Origin of the sequence: Acinetobacter sp. 16, from assembly GCF_033439925.1 — a bacterium.
Classification (GTDB): Bacteria; Pseudomonadota; Gammaproteobacteria; order Pseudomonadales; family Moraxellaceae; genus Acinetobacter; species Acinetobacter junii.
Genome location: NZ_CP137746.1, coordinates 24942 through 42898 on the forward strand (window position 1 = coordinate 24942; position 17957 = coordinate 42898).

General features: G+C 38.2%; 15 protein-coding genes, 2 tRNA genes and 1 rRNA gene. 10 read left to right on the plus strand and 8 right to left on the minus strand.

Annotated elements, in window-relative coordinates; translation table 11 throughout:
• Positions 1-39 precede the first annotated feature (39 nt).
• A complete protein-coding gene (locus R2H34_RS00135; protein ID WP_151826089.1) occupies positions 40-1332 on the plus strand; it encodes a lytic murein transglycosylase in 1293 nt (430 codons plus the stop codon).
• 54 nt (positions 1333-1386) lie between these two features.
• Here the strand turns inward: R2H34_RS00135 and R2H34_RS00140 are convergent, their stop codons facing one another.
• The 3 genes from R2H34_RS00140 to R2H34_RS00150 form a co-directional block, all read right to left on the minus strand.
• Positions 1387-1758 (minus strand): hypothetical protein, encoded by a 372-nt coding sequence (locus R2H34_RS00140; protein WP_004914476.1) that lies wholly within the window; start codon positions 1756-1758, stop codon positions 1387-1389.
• Positions 1759-1886: 128 nt separating this feature from the next.
• Positions 1887-2783 carry a matrixin family metalloprotease gene (locus tag R2H34_RS00145; protein WP_318342361.1) on the minus strand — a complete coding sequence of 299 codons (897 nt, stop codon included), beginning with the start codon at positions 2781-2783 and terminating at the stop codon, positions 1887-1889.
• A gap of 333 nt (positions 2784-3116) precedes the next feature.
• A complete protein-coding gene (locus R2H34_RS00150; protein ID WP_075695966.1) occupies positions 3117-4031 on the minus strand; it encodes a matrixin family metalloprotease in 915 nt (304 codons plus the stop codon).
• Positions 4032-4178: 147 nt separating this feature from the next.
• Between R2H34_RS00150 and R2H34_RS00155 the strand changes: the two genes are divergently transcribed.
• The gene (locus R2H34_RS00155; protein WP_004912080.1) at positions 4179-4925 is read left to right on the plus strand and encodes an IS5 family transposase; all 747 of its coding nucleotides are present in this window, start codon (positions 4179-4181) and stop codon (positions 4923-4925) included.
• 289 nt (positions 4926-5214) lie between these two features.
• Here the strand turns inward: R2H34_RS00155 and R2H34_RS00160 are convergent, their stop codons facing one another.
• Entirely contained in the window at positions 5215-6126 is a 912-nt protein-coding gene (locus R2H34_RS00160; RefSeq protein ID WP_075695964.1) for a matrixin family metalloprotease, read from the minus strand.
• A 174-nt stretch (positions 6127-6300) separates the two neighbouring features.
• Between R2H34_RS00160 and R2H34_RS00165 the strand changes: the two genes are divergently transcribed.
• Positions 6301-7185 (plus strand): MBL fold metallo-hydrolase, encoded by an 885-nt coding sequence (locus R2H34_RS00165; RefSeq protein WP_151730975.1) that lies wholly within the window; start codon positions 6301-6303, stop codon positions 7183-7185.
• A gap of 46 nt (positions 7186-7231) precedes the next feature.
• Here R2H34_RS00165 and dnaK read toward each other — a convergent pair whose 3' ends face one another.
• The 3 genes from dnaK to R2H34_RS00180 all read right to left on the minus strand — a co-directional run bounded on the left by dnaK (position 7232) and on the right by R2H34_RS00180 (position 10923).
• Positions 7232-9175, minus strand: coding sequence for a molecular chaperone DnaK (gene dnaK / locus R2H34_RS00170; RefSeq protein ID WP_004914462.1), 1944 nt, complete (start codon positions 9173-9175; stop codon positions 7232-7234).
• 149 nt (positions 9176-9324) lie between these two features.
• Positions 9325-9870 (minus strand): nucleotide exchange factor GrpE, encoded by a 546-nt coding sequence (grpE, locus tag R2H34_RS00175; RefSeq protein WP_004914460.1) that lies wholly within the window; start codon positions 9868-9870, stop codon positions 9325-9327.
• Between the two features lie 159 nt (positions 9871-10029).
• A complete protein-coding gene (locus R2H34_RS00180; protein WP_004914457.1) occupies positions 10030-10923 on the minus strand; it encodes a LysR family transcriptional regulator in 894 nt (297 codons plus the stop codon).
• A gap of 108 nt (positions 10924-11031) precedes the next feature.
• On the opposite strand from R2H34_RS00180, the gene R2H34_RS00185 reads away from it, so the two are divergent.
• Positions 11032-11886: an MBL fold metallo-hydrolase gene (locus R2H34_RS00185; RefSeq protein WP_004914454.1), complete on the plus strand. Its 855-nt coding sequence runs from the start codon at positions 11032-11034 to the stop codon at positions 11884-11886.
• A 238-nt stretch (positions 11887-12124) separates the two neighbouring features.
• Here the strand turns inward: R2H34_RS00185 and R2H34_RS00190 are convergent, their stop codons facing one another.
• The gene (locus tag R2H34_RS00190) at positions 12125-12871 is read right to left on the minus strand and encodes an IS5 family transposase (protein WP_004912080.1); all 747 of its coding nucleotides are present in this window, start codon (positions 12869-12871) and stop codon (positions 12125-12127) included.
• 264 nt (positions 12872-13135) lie between these two features.
• Between R2H34_RS00190 and R2H34_RS00195 the strand changes: the two genes are divergently transcribed.
• From R2H34_RS00195 to R2H34_RS00220, 6 genes are all read left to right on the plus strand, one after another.
• Complete coding sequence (locus R2H34_RS00195; RefSeq protein ID WP_004914451.1) at positions 13136-13372, plus strand: hypothetical protein; 237 nt, start codon at positions 13136-13138, stop codon at positions 13370-13372.
• Positions 13373-13729: 357 nt separating this feature from the next.
• Positions 13730-14800, plus strand: coding sequence for an alpha/beta hydrolase (locus tag R2H34_RS00200; protein WP_004965292.1), 1071 nt, complete (start codon positions 13730-13732; stop codon positions 14798-14800).
• A 130-nt stretch (positions 14801-14930) separates the two neighbouring features.
• Positions 14931-15479 carry a peptidylprolyl isomerase gene (locus R2H34_RS00205; protein WP_087540348.1) on the plus strand — a complete coding sequence of 183 codons (549 nt, stop codon included), beginning with the start codon at positions 14931-14933 and terminating at the stop codon, positions 15477-15479.
• Positions 15480-15905: 426 nt separating this feature from the next.
• A 16S ribosomal RNA gene (locus R2H34_RS00210) occupies positions 15906-17442 on the plus strand.
• A gap of 59 nt (positions 17443-17501) precedes the next feature.
• Positions 17502-17578: transfer RNA gene (locus R2H34_RS00215), tRNA-Ile, on the plus strand.
• A gap of 36 nt (positions 17579-17614) precedes the next feature.
• Positions 17615-17690, plus strand: a tRNA-Ala gene (locus R2H34_RS00220).
• Positions 17691-17957 lie beyond the last annotated feature (267 nt).

A 17957-nucleotide genomic window follows, 5' to 3' on the forward strand; every position in this document is an offset into this window, starting at 1 on the left:
TTGAATATGAAATTTAAATTTAAAAATTCTGGTTAAGACATGAAACATTCTTTGCGTTTTTTTCTAGGCACTGCCTTATTCACTTTATTCAATCAAGCTCATGCGGAACTGGTGATTAATGGTGCTACCATTTCAGCTACCACTGTAACGCCAACTAGCAACGTTTATTCTCCAAGTTCAAATTTTCAGGGATGTTTGGCAAATTTACGTTCTCAAGCCATCGCATCTGGTGTTTCTGCTTCGACCTATGATCGTTATACGCAAAATCTAACGCCAGATTATTCAGTGATTGATAAATTAAATTATCAACCTGAATTTTCGACGCCGATTTGGGATTATTTATCAGGTTTGGTTGATAACGAGCGTGTGCAAGCAGGTCAACAGAAACTTACACAGCATCAAGACGTACTACGCCGAGTAGAACAAGCCTATGGTGTTCCAGCAGAGACAGTCGTTGCTGTTTGGGGAGTTGAGAGTAACTATGGTGACATTTCAGGTAAATATCCTTTATTACAGGCTTTAGGCACTTTGAGTTGTGAAGGACGTCGCCAAGGTTATTTCCGCGGTGAGTTTTTTGCAACAATGCGTATTTTACAGCGTGGAGATTTAACTCAAGACCAACTTTATGGTTCATGGGCTGGAGCATTTGGACATACGCAATTTATGCCATCAACCTATGAAAGCTTAGCTGTAGATTTTGATGGAGATGGTCGCCGTGATTTGGTTTCTAGTACAACCGATGCGTTAGCATCTACAGCAAATTTCTTGAAAAGAGCAGGTTGGCAAACAGGAATGCCATGGGGATTTGAAGTCAAAATTCCTGATGGAATGTCGATTTCAGGTGAAAGTCGTCGTAATAAAAAATCACTTAATCACTGGATTGCACAAGGTCTTATACGTGCTGATGGTACCGCTTTGATTCAAGGAAATCTCTCTGGCAGTACATTGGCGGGTTTAATGGCACCAGCAGGTTCAAATGGTCCAGTATTTTTGGTCTTCAAAAATTTTGATGCGATTTATAGTTATAACGCTGCGGAAAGTTATGGATTAGCGATTGCTCATTTATCTGACCGATTACGTGGAGGTACGCCATTTTTAACTTCATGGCCGACGGATGATGCGGGTACTTCACGTGCGGAACGCCGCGAAATTCAACAATTTTTACTACAGCGTGGCTATGATATTGGTGCAGTAGATGGACTAATAGGTGATAAGAGTCGTCAAGCTATTCGACAAGAACAAACACGACTCGGTTTAAATCCAACTGGACGCGCAGGGCAGCAGATATTACAAGCTTTCCGTCAAGAACAAGCAAAACAAATGATGCAATAAATGATTTATCAATAATTTAGAAATAAAAAGGTCTACTTTAAGTAGACCTTTTTCTTATGGTTCAACGTCTAATTTGACCGCTTCTAAGATATCAAAAATAACCGCAGTCACATCTTGGCTCAAATCTCGATCATTAAAGATTTCATAAGCAGTAATAGTTACATCTGTATCGCTTGGTAATTGTTTTTGTTCTTCTTCGATCAGATGTTCGATAGGTAATAGCGTTTGTTTTACTTCTAGATGAAGAATCTCATCATAAGTCACATTTTCATCTTCAAGTTCAACGATTTGTTCATTGAAATATGGAATCAAAATCGAGTGGAGATAAGGGCTAATATCTTGAATATTCAAGATCTCAATATCACGAGTTTGTTCAATCGTACTGATGTGGTCGTTCACTTCAATGAGGATATGATAATAACTCATGTTGATCTCCGTTAAGACTAAGATGATGTTTTATCAACACAATAACACGAATAAATCCCAAGAATCGACCTATTCTTGTTACCTGAATAGAAATGTAGATTTCATGTGATTTTATAGAGGGATCATCATTAATTTGTATGATTTAACAGTGCGAGATCAGTTGCTGTTAGTTGGAAGTTTTTGGGATCTTGCTCCTTAATTCGTGGATACATCAATGATTTAGGATTATGTGTGTGTTTCAATCCCAAAGCATGTCCAAATTCGTGGGCTAGGGTTAAGCGTAAATCATCAATCGAAGAAAACTCATAAATAAAGATCTGTTTTCCTTTAAATTGCCCTTTATGAACGAGTTGAGGTGCAAAGTTTTGATTAAATCGATCAACGGACTGAGTTAGCTGTTCATGAAGTTGTTTTAATTCATCTGTTTTAACCTGAATTTGTTGATGGTTACGATCATGATCATTGATCAGGATTTTTAGGGCGTCTCTTTGCTGATTGAGTAGTTTTGTGCGCTCTTGAAGTAAGTTTAAATTTTTTGTATTTGATTTATTGAGATATTTTTTCTGAGCGCTTGCATAAGCATTGAGTTGGGCCTGATATTTAATTTTTTGTAATTCTAATTGGGTGTGTAATTGTTGAGAGTCTTGCTTCAGTTTTAGCAGTTTTTGATTCTCATCTAACCAGAGCTGCTTTTCCTGTTCTAAATTTTTGAGATTTTCAGTTCGTTTCATACTACGAACTTGACGCTGATCAAAGACCAAATTTACAGTAAATGTTGCTTTGGGATCATAAACAAAATAGCGTTTTCCCGTACCTTGTTCCCAAATAGCGGCGGCTTCTTGACTAATTTCAATCATTTTTTGCTTACTAATGTTTAAGCGAGGATCAAGGTCTGCAATACGATAGTGTAGAGGCGAATCATCATCTTCCGCCTCATTCAGATGTTGAGACACAGGGTGAGCATGAGTATGGATTGAGGTAAATGCTGAAATAATGATAAACAACAGCCAAGACAACGGATGCATATACAGGAGATAAACTGGAAAAAGGACGTATTTTATTCAGTTAAAATGATCAGTCAAATTTCTTAAAAAACCATTTTTACTGTTTTTTCTTAATAATGGAGTTCTAAATAAAATAGGGAATTGGCTTTAAAATTGCCATTTTTTGTGCTTTTTATGTACAAAATTTGAATAATAAAAATAATTACAGCATGTTAGATTTAATAATAAACTTTGAATATTATGTGAAATTAATCTTAATATTTGATTTCCTATTCATCTAATAAAAAAGTTTGTTTGTTTAATAAATATACCAAATGGTTAAGTTGATCGGTGCAAATCAAGTTCTTAATATAATTAATTGACGGCACGAACCAACTCTTGTTGATCTGCATGTGCTAGTGCAAATCGTTCCATATTTTGTTTTTGAATGACAGGATACATTAATGACGTTGGATCATCAGTATGATCTAAACCTAAGGCATGACCGAACTCATGCGCAAGAGTCATACGTAAGTCATCTTTGGAAGAGAACTCATATACAGAGATTTGTTTTCCATTAAATTGACCTTTGTGGAAAAGGCGTGGTTGGAACGTTTGGTTAAACTGATGTGCTGAAAGTGCCAATTGTTGATTGTTTTGGTTTAACCCTTTGATTTGTTGATTTAGTTGTTGAGTTTTTTGACTGTGTTGTTGGATTGCTTGTTTCAATTCAGCAGATTGTTGCTGTAGTTGTTTTTGACGTTGTGCTAGTTGATCTGCCCATTCTTTAGAGGAAGATCGCATTTGATTGAAGCGTTGTACATCTGCATTGTATTGTTGGAATTGTGCAGTGAGTTGGCTTTGTTTGCTTGCAATTGAGGCGGTTGCACGTTGTATCTCATCTTTAACTTGTTGTATTTGTAGAGAGTCGATTTCCCATTGCTGCTGTTGTTGCTTAAGTTGATTGAGACCTTGTAAGCGATTTGAGGTGTGTTGTTGACGGTCATCGTAAACTAGATTGATTGTAAATTCAGCATTTGGATCATAAATGAAATGCTTTTTACCCGTTTCTTCTTCCCAAATTTTTGCAGCCTGCTGAGTCAGTTCTAGGACTTGTTTACTACTCAAATTAAAACGAGGATCTATTGGAGCGATACGATAGCGTAGGGGCATGTCAGCAACTTGATGCTGATGCGAAGTTGTATTGTGCGGATTATTTTGAGCATGGCTTAAACTGCTAATATTTAGACTCAAACACGCAACAATAATGGACAAAGCTTGATAACGCATGAGCAACATCCCCCCAAATAAAATTCATTTTTGAGCAAAATTTTGATGTCGTCAAAACGCTATCTAATTAGGGTGTGTTGACACTTTTAGCTTAAAAAATAGCGAAGTAGTAAAATCAAATCGCCAAACCCAATTTTACTATTCGCTATGCCTCGTACCATGCTGACAGATCAACACTGGCAAAAGTTGAAAACTATTTTGCGTAATTTATCTATTCATCACAACTCAAATTTACGTAATTTTATTGAAGCTATTCTCTATAGAATTAGAACAGGCTGTCCGTGGCGAGATATTCCTTCCTATTTCGGTCAATCAAACTCTATTTTCAAACGTTTTAATCGTTGGTCAAGCAGCGGTAAGTTGCTTAGATTATTCAAATTATTAGCATCATGCCCCGATATGGAGTGGATTTTTATTGATGGCTCTCACGTACGTGCTCATCAACATTCTGCCGGTATAGCGAATCAATCCATTTCTAAAAGTGTAGGAGGAAACTCCTCAAAAATACATTTGATTGTTGATTCACATGGCAATCCTATTGATTTCATGATTACCGATGGCACTACACATGACATCAAAGTTGCACCTGATTTAATAGCAACATTAGATTTAAAAGAGACAGAAGTGGTATGCGCAGATAAAGGATATGATTCAGAACCACTGCGTGAGCAGATCAGAAAAACAGGAACAAAAGCGAATATACCAAAGAAAATAAATAGCCAATCGAACAATGATCATATGGACTGGTATTTATATAAAATCAGGCATTTAGTTGAAAATATGTTTTGTAGATTAAAACAATTTAGAGGGATAGCTACTCGATATGACAAGCTCAAAAGAAATTATCAAAGTGCTGTTGCCTTAGCCTGTATATTTTTATGGCTACCTTTATAGGTTTAATTATGAACAGTAAATGTCAACAGACCCTAATAATTAATATGAAAAAGTGTGATTTTTTTCCTTAAAATAAAAAAAATAATGCGATTCATAGCACAACGTAATAAAAGAAAGATGGAGTCTATATTGTTGTTTTTTTATTCATAACATTAGATTAATCAATGCTTTAAAATTGATCAATTGACCGAAAGTGCATAGCTTAAGCTTCTTTTTAGTTAAAAATCAAATTGTTATTTTTTGTAATTTAATTTTTTAATGAGATGTACTTCACCTTCTATAACTTTCTCTATTGCACGCTTTGAAGTAACTCCAAATCAGCAGGTTTTAAACGGAAATTATTGAGGTCTTGATCTTGCATTAATGGATACATCAATGCTTGTGGATCATTATGATGGGAGAGCCCCAGCGCGTGTCCAAATTCATGAGCAAGGGTGAGCCGTAGGTCATTTTCAGATTGGAATTCATATATCAAAATCTGTTTTCCGTTAAATAACCCTTTGTGAAAAAGGCGTGGCTGAAAGCGCTGTCGATATAATTTTACAGAACTATCAAGTTGTTGATCTAGCGAATTTAAGCTGTCAATTTTTCTATTCAGTTCGACGATGTTTTGATTAAAGTTATCAATCTCAAGCCTGAGTTTTTGTACAAGTTGTTGTAATTCGTATTGTTGCTGTTGGAAATATTGGCGATCATGATCAGTAGCATTTTGTTTAGCCAACAATACTTGATGGTTATAGTTTTCAATTTGTTGATTTAATTCTTGTTTTTTTCGATCTAGGCTTTGTTTATTGAAGGCTAATTGCTGTTCCATTTGATCTAATTCTTGTTTTTTATTGATCCATTCTTGTTGATTCATTTTGAGTTGATTGAGATGAGCGCGTTGTTGTTCACTCTCAAATTGACGCTCATCATAGATCAAGTGAATTGTAAGCTGAGCATTTGGATCATAAACAATATATTGCTGACCTGTTCCATCGTTCCAAATCGTCGCTGCTTGTTCGCTAATTTGTCGTACTTGTTCGATGCTGAGTTTAAAACGTGGGTCAACATCGCCGATACGATAACGTAGGCGGGTATCAAAAGGATGAAGCACTCGATCTGAAAGCGCATTAAATTTGAGTTGTGGATGTTCCCGACTTTGATAATTTAGCCAAAATACAGCAATCAGTATAAATATAACAATCAGAAGGCGAGGCATTTTTTGAATATTCTTGTCTAAGCTTACATTGCATCAATGTTGTAGAAGCATATTATCTTCATACATAAAGTAGCACTACTGTAAAAGAGTGGATTAAGAAAATATATCATTGTGTTTAGGCTTTTGCTTTAATAACGCAATACTTGGAATGATAAAAATAATCAAGGAATGCAGATGCGCAACTATTTATTAAAAGTACCTGATCACCAGTGGAATGCGAGTTCACCAGCAAAAAGTAGTTTCCAAAATTTAAAGATTCAATACTTGGGAACAGCAGGATTTATCCTTTCAGATCAACATCGAACTATAGTTTTGGATCCTTTTATTAGTCGTCCGAATTTTTGGCAAACATTCACGCAACCTTTGCTCAGTGACCCAACTTTAGTCAAAAAATATATTCCAAATGCCGATGACGTGTTAATTGGACATGCGCATTACGATCATATCTTGGACGCACCAGAGGTATGTAAACAAACAGGTGCACGCCTAATTGGTTCGAAGGCTACTTTGATGTATGGGAGATCGGCAGGTTTGTCTGAAGCACAAATGCTGGAAACCAAAGGTCGGGAAATTATTGAATGTGGGCAATGGCAAGTTGTTGGGCTGCCGTCGATTCATGGCAAAGCATTGTTTGGTCGGGTGCCATTACCAGGGGATATGACTACACCGCCACCTTATCCACCGAAATTTCATCACCTACGGCATGGTCAAGTGTTTAATTGGTGGATTAATACGGGGCATCTTCGCGTTGTACACATTGATTCAGCTGATTTTATTGAACAAGAATTACAAGGTAGGCAAGCAGATATAGTCTGTTTATGTGCGATTGGACGCAAATATCGCCCGAACTATGTCAAAGATGTCGTGCGCTTGCTGAAACCTAAATACATTATTCCATGTCATTGGGATACGATGCTCACGCCTATTGATCAACCATCAAAATTATTACCTGGTGTGAATATCCCTGAATTTTTAGAAGAAATAAAAGCTTCTGGAGTCGAACCATTATTTATGCCGATTTCGGGTGAACTATATTTCGATCAAAATAATGAATCTTAAAATAAAAAAAACCGCGCTTTCGCGCGGTCTTTTTTAAAGAGACAAATTATTTTTTGTCATCTTTAACTTCTGTGAACTCAGCATCTACAACGCCATCGTCTGCTTTTTGTTGTTGACCCGCATCACCACCTTGGAATGCATTTGGATCAAAACCTTCTGCGCCGCCAGCACCTTGTGCTTGTTCATAAGCACGTTGAGTGATTGGCATCAAGATGTTTTGTAAAGCTTCAGTTTTCGCTTTGATGTCTTCAACATCATTTTCTTTAGTTGCTGCTTCAAGCTCAGAAACCGCAGTAGCGATTGCAGTTTTTTCATCTTCAGTCACTTTGTCACCTAGATCTTTAACTGCTTTGTTTGAGCTAGATACTAAAGCATCTGCTTCGTTACGAGCTTTCGCTAACTCTTCAAATTTGCGGTCTTCTTCAGCATTCGCTTCAGCATCTTTAATCATTGCTTCGATTTCAGCATCAGACAAACCTGAGTTCGCTTTAATCTGGATTGATTGCTCTTTACCAGTGCTCTTATCTTTAGCCGATACTTTTAAGATACCGTCAGCGTTGATGTCGAACGATACTTCAATTTGCGGTACGCCACGTGGAGCAGGTGGGATATCGCCTAATTGGAAGTTACCCAACAATTTGTTTTGTTGAGCCATTTTACGTTCACCTTGGTAAACCGAAATATCTACAGCAGGCTGGTTGTCAGCAGCAGTAGAGAACACTTGTGATTTCTTCGCAGGAATCGTAGTGTTCTTCTCAATGATTGGTGTTAATACACCGCCCATTGTTTCGATACCTAAAGTTAATGGTGTTACGTCTAATAAAAGAACGTCAGTTTTGTCACCAGACAATACAGCACCTTGAATCGCAGCACCGATTGCAACAGCTTCATCAGGGTTCACGTCTTTACGTGGCTCTTTACCAAAGAATTCTTGTACTTTTTGTTGTACAAGTGGCATACGAGACTGACCACCAACTAAAATTACGTCAGAGATGTCTGAAGTCGAAAGACCAGCATCTTTAAGCGCGATTTTGCAAGGCTCGATTGTACGAGCAACTAAATCAGCAACTAAACCTTCAAGTTTTGCACGCGTTACATTGATCACCAAGTGTTTAGGACCAGTTGCATCAGCAGTGATGTATGGAAGGTTGATTTCAGTTGCATTTGATGAAGAAAGCTCGATTTTTGCTTTTTCGGCAGCTTCTTTCAAACGTTGTAACGCCAGTGGATCATTTTTCAAGTTCACACTTTGTTCTTTCTTAAATTCTTCAACCAAGAATTCAATTAACGCGTTATCAAAGTCTTCACCACCAAGGAAAGTATCACCATTTGTTGATAACACTTCGATTTGCTGGTCGCCATCAAGGTCTGCGATTTCAATGATTGATACGTCGAATGTACCACCACCTAAGTCGTAAACTGCAACTTTACGGTCGCCTTCTTTCTTATCCATACCGAACGCAAGCGCCGCAGCCGTTGGTTCGTTAATGATACGTTTAACATCAAGACCTGCAATTTTACCCGCATCTTTAGTTGCTTGACGTTGCGCATCGTTAAAGTAAGCAGGAACGGTAATTACCGCTTCAGTAACGGTTTCACCTAAATAGTCTTCTGCAGTTTTCTTCATCTTTTTCAAGATTTCAGCCGACACTTGTTGTGGTGCCAATTTTTTATCGTTAACTTCAACCCAAGCATCACCATTGTCTGCTTTGATGATTTTATAAGGTACAAGACCGATATCTTTTTGTACCGCTTGGTCTTCATAACGACGACCGATTAAACGCTTAATCGCGAATAATGTATTTTTCGGGTTGGTTACAGCCTGACGCTTAGCACTTTGACCCACTAAGATCTCGCCATCTTTATAAGCGATGATCGATGGAGTTGTACGTGCGCCTTCAGCGTTTTCGATTACTTTTACTTTATCGCCTTCAAGTACAGCAACACATGAGTTGGTAGTACCTAAGTCAATACCAATAATTTTCGCCATTTGGTGTGTTCCTCTAAAATTTTGTTGCAATGTTTTGCTTGTTATTCGATATGAGAGTCAATCGGTTTTTTTCAAGCATTTTTATGAAAAAAAATCAAAAAACTCTCAAATTCCTCCATTTTTGAGCAAAAAACGCTTGCTCACACGCATTATTGACCCACCATCACCATCGCAGGACGAAGTAAACGTCCATTCAGGGTATAGCCTTTCTGCAACACCGTACCAATCTCATTGGCCTTGGCATTTGGATCGATACCTACCGCTTGGTGTAAGTCAGCATTGAAGCCATTTTGGGTATTCGCCTCAACCACGCCAAATTTTTCCAGTGTGGTCAAAAGGGATTTTAGGGTCAATTTCACGCCTTCGAGTACAGGTGTTTGTTCATCACCAGCGGCTTGAATCGCACGTTCAAGATTGTCGACTGAATCCAACAACTCTTTAGCAAATTTCTCAAGAACGGTATCTTTGTGTTTTTCCGATTCACGCTGGATACGTTCAACACTCTTTTGTGCTTCGTACACGGCATTTGCGGTACGGGCTTTTTCAAGTTTCAAGCTTTCTTCGAGTTTGGTGATTTGCGCTTGTAAATCTTCAACGCTAAGCTCGTTTGCTTGCTCTACACCTTCAGCTTGAGTTTGTTCAGTTTGTTGCTCATTTTGAATGTCTTGAGCTTGCTCATTTTGCTCATTAGCCATTGATGATCTCCGTTGAAAAAAGTTCTTAAACATGTACAGTCCTTTTGGCGTGAATGCTCATAGGGTTAAACCCGAACTGCCACATCTTGTTCATTCATAGATAGGGATGAAGTATGGGCAACACGACAAAATTCAAGCGTTCAGGTTGATTTAAATCTTTTAATTTTGCTGATTTAAGTAAAAATTTAAGTTTTCGATGACAAAAGCAATAAATTCTTGTGTGATTTTCGGTAAATGTTGCCTTGATGCATAGACTAACGACAAGGTTAGGTCAGGTGCAGAAAAATCTGTAAATACCTGTTGCAAACGATGTTGTGCTATATCCTGACGCACCAATAGCGTTGGTAACATGGCAATGCCTTCTGCTTTGAGACACATTTGATAGAGCGCAATCACATCATTACTTTTAAACGTAACATTTAATGGATAATTCTGAGGTTGTTGATCTGTATCAAACAAAGTCCAATACTGATTATGCGTATGGTGGGCTATACATTCATGCTGAATCAGTTGGCTTGGGTGTGAAAGGGGAGTGTGATCTTGTAAATAATGTGGATGCGCACAAAAGATAGATTCAATATCACAAACAGGACGAGCAATTAAACCATCAGCAACTTTTTGTGTAATTCTGAGTGCAAGATCAAACTGAGCATCCATCAAATCAACCGTATTTTCAGTTAAATACACATCAAAATGAATGTGTGGATATAATTTTTTAAATTGCTTAATGCATTCATTTACCCCAAGTTGAAACAAAAATAAACCACAAGTAAAACGGATCGTACCACTATGCTGTTCAGGTGCAGCCAAACCTTCAAGCAACTGTTGCTGCTGTAAAATATTCTCACAATAGACCAAGGCTTTTTCACCCGCAGGGGTAAGAGAAACTTTACGTGTATTACGCTGAAATAGACGAGTAGAAAAGGTTTGTTCCAAGTGTTCAAGATAGCGTGACACCATCGCTTTCGAATAGTCTAAATGTTCTGCTGCTTTACTCAAATTGCCTTGTTGAGCAATACATACAAAAACTTGAATGGCTTTTAAAGTATCCATATAGAATTCTTATTGTTGCAATTTATGCAATATTTTATCTTAATTTAGGGCGTTTATTTGGCAATAATTGCAACTTAAAGTGTTTCTTATCAGATAGGAGACATATTAATGAATATCAAATCATTCACATTTGCACTTACTGCATTAGCGGCAACATCAACAAGCTTTGCACAGGATTTAAAAATTCAGAACTTCCTAGCAAAGCCTGAACATTTTGGCGTGACTTCAACATTAATCGAAGGTGACAAAGAAGTCTTACTGGTCAATGCGCAATTTTCTAAATCGGAAGCTTTACGTATTGCGGCAGATATTTTAGACAGTGGTAAAACTTTAAAAACAATTTTTGTCAGTTACGGTGATCCTGACTTCTATTTTGGCTTAGATGTATTTAAACAATATTTCCCAAATGTGCAAATCATTGCAACTCCTGAAACGGTAAAACATATTCAAGATACTCAGGCTTTAAAAGTTGCTTATTGGGGACCCAAAATGGTAGCCAATGCACCGAGTCAAATTATTGTGCCGCAAGCGTATACGGCTAAGACCTTAAAATTTGAAAATGAAAATATCGAGATTAAGGGAAAAAATGAGCTGACTTATTTGTGGATTCCAAGTGCTAAAGCAGTTGTAGGCGGTATTCCAGTCTCTTCTGGGATTCATTTATGGATGGCGGATACTCCTACAACAAAAGATCGTAACGAAGTGGTACAGGCATTAGAAAGTATCAAATCATTAAAACCGAATGTAGTCGTTCCTGCACATATGAAAGCGAGTGCAGCAGAAGGATTGGATGCAGTTAACTTTTCTATCGATTATTTGAAGCAATATGAGAAAGCAGCAAAAGTTACGAAAACATCGACTGATTTAATTCAAATGATGCAAAAAGAATATCCAACTTTAAGCGAATCAAGCAGTCTGGAATTAGGTGCTAAAGTGGTAAAAGGTGAAATGCAGTGGCCTTAAATTCGCTGTAAACGAAGAAAGCCGTGATTAATTTTCACGGTTTTTTTATTTTTAATACATCTATTGTTAACTCAAACTTTTTAATTGTAAGTTTTTAGCAGTGTTAATAGCACTTTGTATAAATGATAAATATTGAATATAAGACTATATTTGTATGATCTGATCCGAATCGTATTGCAGAAAAATAATAAATTATAAATATTTAGGGTCTGTTGACATTTACTGTTCATAATTAAACCTATAAAGGTAGCCATAAAAATATACAGGCTAAGGCAACAGCACTTTGATAATTTCTTTTGAGCTTGTCATATCGAGTAGCTATCCCTCTAAATTGTTTTAATCTACAAAACATATTTTCAACTAAATGCCTGATTTTATATAAATACCAGTCCATATGATCATTGTTCGATTGGCTATTTATTTTCTTTGGTATATTCGCTTTTGTTCCTGTTTTTCTGATCTGCTCACGCAGTGGTTCTGAATCATATCCTTTATCTGCGCATACCACTTCTGTCTCTTTTAAATCTAATGTTGCTATTAAATCAGGTGCAACTTTGATGTCATGTGTAGTGCCATCGGTAATCATGAAATCAATAGGATTGCCATGTGAATCAACAATCAAATGTATTTTTGAGGAGTTTCCTCCTACACTTTTAGAAATGGATTGATTCGCTATACCGGCAGAATGTTGATGAGCACGTACGTGAGAGCCATCAATAAAAATCCACTCCATATCGGGGCATGATGCTAATAATTTGAATAATCTAAGCAACTTACCGCTGCTTGACCAACGATTAAAACGTTTGAAAATAGAGTTTGATTGACCGAAATAGGAAGGAATATCTCGCCACGGACAGCCTGTTCTAATTCTATAGAGAATAGCTTCAATAAAATTACGTAAATTTGAGTTGTGATGAATAGATAAATTACGCAAAATAGTTTTCAACTTTTGCCAGTGTTGATCTGTCAGCATGGTACGAGGCATAGCGAATAGTAAAATTAGGTTTGGCGATTTGATTTTACTACTTCGCTATTTTTTTAAGCTAAAAGTGTCAACACACCCTAATCTAATTCAAAGAATTGCAAAATTAAGTGAATGCTCATCTAAACTGGTTTAATAAAAATTGCAAAACAATACGGCTTAAACAACAAACTGCAACCAATCCTCACCACGTTCATCGAAAAAATTGTGAATCATAGGCAACGCAAAGACAACTTTGCTTTTTGTCATAATGAAAGGAAATATACAATGAAAAAGTTAGCCCTAATCTCTATGGTTGTATCTGGTGTTGCATTCACAGCTGTAGGTTGTTCAACACAAGGTGGTCTTGATGCTTCTGGTTCAGCACAAACTAGCGTTAGCCCTTCAGGCGTACAAGGTGGCGTAGGTGTACAAGCGGGTTCATCTGTTGATGTTCAACCTGGTGGTGCTTCAGCAGGTGTTTCTGGTTCTGTTTCAGGCTCAGCAGATGCTTCGGCACAATAATTTCTTCGTTCTTGAGTAAAAGATATGATTAATTGGTGCGATAGATGCCCAATCCAATTGATCAAAATGTACTGCTATACATTGCATCAATTTACTTGTTAAGCACAAATGGATCTTGATCCAGAGGATGAGAGTGAATAGAAAAAATTCTCATCCTTCAATGACACTCATGAAGCATTTTTTGACATAGATTGGCAAAATAATCAGTTTGGATTAAGCAGAATAGTTAATGACTTTTTAAGCTTAGCTCTTTAGCGTACATCATATTTTTGAAATCTTGATCTTGATCTCTGGCTTTATAAAAGCATATAGTCGGAAAGAACAAGAATTATGAACAGTGCGATAAAGGGGACAAACGTGACAGCATTACCTCAGAAAATTCAAACGATTTTAGATAAAGGACAAGGTACAGCTGCACGTGCATTAGATAAACTTCCCAAAATAGTTCAAGAATCTCTCGCAAAAGTTTTAGGTTATCCTTATCAATATCCTGACTTAGACGCCTTTACCAAGTGCTTAATGGCGGTGCAAATTAAACAAGGGCGTATAGGGTTTATCGGGGAAGATCCAATTGAATCACGCCGCCAGTTTGATGCACAAATGTTGGCTATCCTAAACAAAGCGACACAGATTGAATCGGTAGAAGACATTCGATTACCTTTACAAAGTGGAACAGTCTTCGCTAGACATTATCATCCTGCACCCAATAAAAAACTACCTATGATCTTGTTCTATCATGGTGGTGGTTTTGTGGTTGGTGGATTGGATACTCATGATGAGGTGTGTCGACTCATTGCCAAATATGCCAAAGTACAGGTATTAAGTATCGATTATCCACTTGCACCTGAAGCTTCTCCGCAACTTTTAATCAAATCATGTGAAGATGCATTAGCATGGGTCTATCAGAATCGCCGACAATTAAAGATTTATAAAAATAGAATTGCTGTTGCTGGTGATAGTGCCGGCGGAAATATCAGTACAGTCGTTGCACAACACACAGCTGGTAAATCTTATGCTCCACAAGCTCAATTACTTATATATCCAGTTGTAGACTTCAAAAGTAGACATCCATCATTTTATGCATATGGTGAAGGGCTAGTATTGACGAGTAAGGATGTTGATTATGTTACTCAGTATTATGCGACTCAACACAACATCGCTTTGGATAATCCACTGATCTCTCCAACCTATGGTAATTTGAGAAAGCTAGCACCTGTGTATGTTATTACAGCTGGGCATGACTTGCTTCATGATGAAGGGGAAATTTACAGCCATAAATTGAGACAAAGTGGAGTCAAAGTTCAATATGTAGATTATCCAGATCAAACACATGGATTTATCAATTTGACACCTATTTCTAGTAAGGCTAAGCGCAATACAATCGAAATAGCCAAGAACTTTAGAAAATTTTGGGATAAGCATAGCTGATTCAAAAAATGCCGATGTTTCACGTGGAACATCGGCATGCTTTAATTAACAATTAGAAATAGCAAAATTATAGATAGAAAACTAAAATCGGTACCCATTCTAAATAGACTTTAAATTGAGAACAGTAATCATGAAAAAAATATTCCTCGCAACCAGTTTGGTTTTAGCAAGTAGTCAGCTATTTGCAAATACAATTATTGATATGAAAACCTCAATGGGGAATATTGAAATTGAACTTTTTAATGATAAAGCACCCGTATCAGCAAAAAATTTTGAGAGTTATGTAAAAAGTAACTTTTATGCTGGAACCATTTTTCATCGAGTCATCCCAGGATTTATGATTCAAGGTGGGGGGATGGATGCCAATATGATTGAGAAGGCAACTAAAGCTCCAATTATTAATGAGGCAAATAATGGTATCAAAAATGCACGGGGAACTTTAGCAATGGCACGCACGAGTGATCCTAATTCTGCCACGAGTCAATTTTTTATTAATGTTGCTGATAATAGCTTCTTGAATCGTTCAGCTATGGATGCAGGTTATGCCGTATTTGGTAAAGTCACCAAAGGAATGAATGTTGTTGATAAAATCGTAAATGTGCCTACAGGTAATTATGGAATGCATCAAAATGTACCAAAGCAACCGATTAAAATTATCAGTGTGCAAATAAAGAAATAATAAATAAATTAAAAGAAAATTTAATTTATTTATTTAAATTCAATATTTTAATTTGATTTTTGCTGTATTTTTATGGGTGTTGTGGGTAAAAAAACAACACTCGTCACAATCTTTTTCTAAAAACACTTGCGCACCAAAAAAAACCTCCTATAATGCACACATCCCGACGCAATGAAGCAAATAACTTAGCTTTAAACGGTTAAGTTGATTAACTTTATTGTGTTGAATTTTTCACTGACGAGGTGAAAAAAGATCATTAAGAGAATAGAAGAACAACTTGTGTGGATTTTTACTGGTTGATCGATCGAAATAATTTTCATTGATTGAATGGTAGAAATTTCTCGAAGTTTATTTGAGCGAATTTTTAGTCAGAAAATTGATGAGCCAGAATTAGCACCTTGTCTTAACTAAGGTGCAAAATGATTTTAACTGAAGAGTTTGATCATGGCTCAGATTGAACGCTGGCGGCAGGCTTAACACATGCAAGTCGAGCGGAGATGAGGTGCTTGCACCTTATCTTAGCGGCGGACGGGTGAGTAATGCTTAGGAATCTGCCTATTAGTGGGGGACAACATTCCGAAAGGAATGCTAATACCGCATACGTCCTACGGGAGAAAGCAGGGGATCTTCGGACCTTGCGCTAATAGATGAGCCTAAGTCGGATTAGCTAGTTGGTGGGGTAAAGGCCTACCAAGGCGACGATCTGTAGCGGGTCTGAGAGGATGATCCGCCACACTGGGACTGAGACACGGCCCAGACTCCTACGGGAGGCAGCAGTGGGGAATATTGGACAATGGGGGGAACCCTGATCCAGCCATGCCGCGTGTGTGAAGAAGGCCTTATGGTTGTAAAGCACTTTAAGCGAGGAGGAGGCTACTGAGACTAATACTCTTGGATAGTGGACGTTACTCGCAGAATAAGCACCGGCTAACTCTGTGCCAGCAGCCGCGGTAATACAGAGGGTGCGAGCGTTAATCGGATTTACTGGGCGTAAAGCGTGCGTAGGCGGCTTTTTAAGTCGGATGTGAAATCCCCGAGCTTAACTTGGGAATTGCATTCGATACTGGGAAGCTAGAGTATGGGAGAGGATGGTAGAATTCCAGGTGTAGCGGTGAAATGCGTAGAGATCTGGAGGAATACCGATGGCGAAGGCAGCCATCTGGCCTAATACTGACGCTGAGGTACGAAAGCATGGGGAGCAAACAGGATTAGATACCCTGGTAGTCCATGCCGTAAACGATGTCTACTAGCCGTTGGGGCCTTTGAGGCTTTAGTGGCGCAGCTAACGCGATAAGTAGACCGCCTGGGGAGTACGGTCGCAAGACTAAAACTCAAATGAATTGACGGGGGCCCGCACAAGCGGTGGAGCATGTGGTTTAATTCGATGCAACGCGAAGAACCTTACCTGGCCTTGACATACTAGAAACTTTCCAGAGATGGATTGGTGCCTTCGGGAATCTAGATACAGGTGCTGCATGGCTGTCGTCAGCTCGTGTCGTGAGATGTTGGGTTAAGTCCCGCAACGAGCGCAACCCTTTTCCTTACTTGCCAGCATTTCGGATGGGAACTTTAAGGATACTGCCAGTGACAAACTGGAGGAAGGCGGGGACGACGTCAAGTCATCATGGCCCTTACGGCCAGGGCTACACACGTGCTACAATGGTCGGTACAAAGGGTTGCTACACAGTGATGTGATGCTAATCTCAAAAAGCCGATCGTAGTCCGGATTGGAGTCTGCAACTCGACTCCATGAAGTCGGAATCGCTAGTAATCGCGGATCAGAATGCCGCGGTGAATACGTTCCCGGGCCTTGTACACACCGCCCGTCACACCATGGGAGTTTGTTGCACCAGAAGTAGGTAGTCTAACCGCAAGGAGGACGCTTACCACGGTGTGGCCGATGACTGGGGTGAAGTCGTAACAAGGTAGCCGTAGGGGAACCTGCGGCTGGATCACCTCCTTAACGAAAGATTGGTGACCGGTAAGAATCCACAACAAGTTGTTCTTCGAAGATGTATCTGAGGGTCTGTAGCTCAGTTGGTTAGAGCACACGCTTGATAAGCGTGGGGTCACAAGTTCAAGTCTTGTCAGACCCACCAAATCTGAAAGATATGTCGTTCATTAAATGATAAGCTGGGGACTTAGCTTAGTTGGTAGAGCGCCTGCTTTGCACGCAGGAGGTCAGGAGTTCGACTCTCCTAGTCTCCACCACGAATTAGATGAAACATTTAATTCAAAGCTAGAGTAAATTATAGAAATTAATAAATATCTAAATAAATCAAAAGAGATTTTGATTTGAGTTTATTAACTTCTGTGATTTATCACAGTTTACTACTCGCTGACGAGGCGGTAGTTAATCATTAACAGATTAGAATTTGAGTCTGAAATAAATTGTTCAAACTCGATTAAATAGGAAGATAACAAGTAATTGTTAAATTAATATTTAATCTGAGAACTAGCAAAAACACTGAATCAAGC